The sequence below is a fragment of the Inquilinus limosus MP06 genome (genome assembly GCF_000767795.1).
Lineage (GTDB): Bacteria > Pseudomonadota > Alphaproteobacteria > DSM-16000 > Inquilinaceae > Inquilinus > Inquilinus limosus_E.
This window is the reverse complement of sequence record NZ_JANX01000751.1, coordinates 1-2,452: the sequence shown is the minus strand read 5'-3', so window position 1 is coordinate 2,452 and position 2,452 is coordinate 1. Positions and strand designations below refer to the sequence as shown.

At 70.3% G+C, this 2,452-nt stretch carries 2 protein-coding genes; one reads left to right on the top strand and one right to left on the bottom strand.

The genetic code is table 11. The features are described 5' to 3' along the window. Positions 1 to 118: 118 nt before the first annotated feature. Positions 119 to 1,069, bottom strand: coding sequence for an aldo/keto reductase (locus P409_RS31865; protein ID WP_034848067.1), 951 nt, complete (start codon positions 1,067 to 1,069; stop codon positions 119 to 121). 235 nt (positions 1,070 to 1,304) lie between these two features. On the opposite strand from P409_RS31865, the gene nadA reads away from it, so the two are divergent. Then, complete coding sequence (nadA, locus tag P409_RS31860; RefSeq protein ID WP_081992058.1) at positions 1,305 to 2,303, top strand: quinolinate synthase NadA; 999 nt, start codon at positions 1,305 to 1,307, stop codon at positions 2,301 to 2,303. Positions 2,304 to 2,452: the final 149 nt, after the last annotated feature.

Here is a 2,452-nt window from a genome sequence, read left to right as displayed (position 1 = left end):
TTTTGTCGAGGCCGAGCCCGCCCTCACCCGGTCTCGCTGCGCGAGCCCGACCTCTCCCGCCAGGCGGGAGAGGCAATTTGAGAGGCAGTCGATGACCCCGACGCCCCCTCCCCGTCGCCTACCGCCCCGCCTCGTCCAGCAGCGTGATCTCGTCGGCGGTCAGGGTCAGGCGGGTGGCGGCGATCTGGTCCTCCAGCTGCTCCGGGCTGGTGGCGCTGGCGATCGGAGCGGTGATGCCGGGACGGGCGATCAGCCAGGCCAGCGCCACCGTGGCCGGACGCACGCCATGCGCCTCCGCCACCGTGTCGAGCGCGTCGAGGATGCGCAGGCCGCGCGCGTTCAGCCGGTCCTTCATGCCGCCGCCGCGGGCGCTCTGCGACAGGTCGGCCTCGGTGCGGTACTTGCCGGTGAGGAAGCCGGCGGCGAGCGAAAAATAGCTGATCACGCCGATGCCCTCGCGCCGGCACAGATCCTCCAGCGGCCCCTCGTAATGCGACCGTTCGTAGAGATTGAAATGCGGCTGCATCGTCTCGTAGCGCGGCAGGCCCCGCTCGCTCAGCTTCAGGGCGGAGGCGAAGCGCTCGGCGGAGAAGTTCGAGGCGCCGATCGCCCGCACCTTGCCGGCGCGGATCAGCTCGGCATGCGCCGCCAGCGTCTCCTCCTGCGGCGTCTCCAGGTCGTCGTGATGCGACTGGTACAGGTCGATGACGTCGACCTGCAGCCGGCGCAGCGAATTCTCGACCTCCTCGCGGATCCAGGCGGCCGACAGGTCCTTGCGCTGCGGCCGGCCCGGCATCTCCCAGCCGACCTTGGTGGCGATCACCACCCGGTCGCGCTTGCCGCTGCGCTTCAGCCAGCGGCCGATGATCGTCTCCGACTCGCCGCCCTTGTTGCCGGGCGCCCAGGAGGAATAGCAGTCGGCCGTGTCGATCAGGTTCAGCCCGGCATCGACGAAGGCGTCGAGCACCCGGAACGAGGCCGCCTCGTCCGCGGTCCAGCCGAACACGTTGCCGCCCAGGGCCAGCGGCCCGACCCGGATGCCGGACCGGCCGAGATTGCGCTGCTCCACGATGTCTCTCCTTGGCTTCGGCCGGGCGCCGCTGCGCCCGGACCGTGGGGACGGGGTTGGACTTGCAGGGGACTGGCGGCGACTCCTGCCCCCTCCAATGTAGCCCCGCGGCCGCCCCTGCCAATGAGGCCGCTGCGTTGTCACTTGATTTTCTTATTCTGAGAATTAGAGTAACCAAAGCGACACCGATTCGGGCCGCCCCTGTCCTCGTAATTCTCGAAGCGAGCAGAACCCGATGTCAGCCCATGCCGACTACACCCCCGCCGTCGCCGCGCGCATGGCGCCGCTGTACGGCCGCCTGTCCCGCGTCATCCCGGCCTTCGACTGGCCGGGCTTCGCTCCGGACATCGACGCCATCCTGCGGCTGAAGCGGGAGCGCGACGCCGTGATCCTGGCCCACAACTACCAGACGCCGGAGATCTTCCACGGCATCGCCGACATCACCGGCGACAGCCTGGCTCTGGCGCGCGAGGCGGCGCGGGTCGAGGCGTCGGTGATCGTGCTGTGCGGCGTGCACTTCATGGCCGAGACCGCGAAGCTGCTGAACCCGGCCAAGACCGTGCTGATCCCCGATTCCCGGGCCGGCTGCTCGCTGGCCGAATCGATCACGCCGGAGGATGTGCGCCTGCTGCGTCGCCGCTATCCCGGCGTGCCGGTCGTCACATACGTGAACACCTCGGCCGCGGTGAAGGCGGAAAGCGACATCTGCTGCACCTCCGGCAACGCCGTGAAGGTGGTGGAGAGCCTGGGCGTGCCGCGGGTGATCTTCATCCCCGACCGGTACCTGGCAGCCAATGTCGCGGCCGAGACGAAGGTCGAGATCATCGCCTGGCAGGGCGCCTGCGAGGTGCATGAGCGCTTCGGCCCCGACGACATCCAGGGCTTGCGCGACCGCCATCCCGGCGTGACCGTGCTGGCCCATCCGGAATGCCCGCCCGAGGTGGTGGCCGAGGCCGATTTCGCCGGCTCCACCGCCGCCATGAGCGACTATGTCGCCCGCGAGCGGCCCGGCCGCGTGGTGCTGGTGACCGAATGCTCGATGAGCGACAACGTCGCCGTGCAGTTCCCGGAGATCGACTTCATCCGGCCCTGCAACCTGTGCCCGCATATGAAGCGGATCACCCTGCCCGGGATCCGGCACGCGCTGGAGACGATGACCGAGGCGGTGACGCTGGACCCCGCCGTGGCCGGCCGCGCCCGCGCCGCGGTCGAACGCATGCTGGAGGTGCGCTGATGGACGCGATCTCTTCCCGCCCGCAGGACCGAGTCGTGGTGATCGGCGCCGGCATCGCCGGCTTGGCCGCGGCGCTGCGACTGGCGCCGCTGCCGGTGCTGCTGCTGTCGGCCGCGCCGGTCGGGACCGAGGCCGCCACCGGCTGGGCC

Excerpts from the sequence above, each read along its gene's own strand:
- nadA (WP_081992058.1), top strand. The coding sequence starts at position 1,305 with ATGTCAGCCCATGCCGACTACACCCCCGCCGTCGCCGCGCGCATGGCG.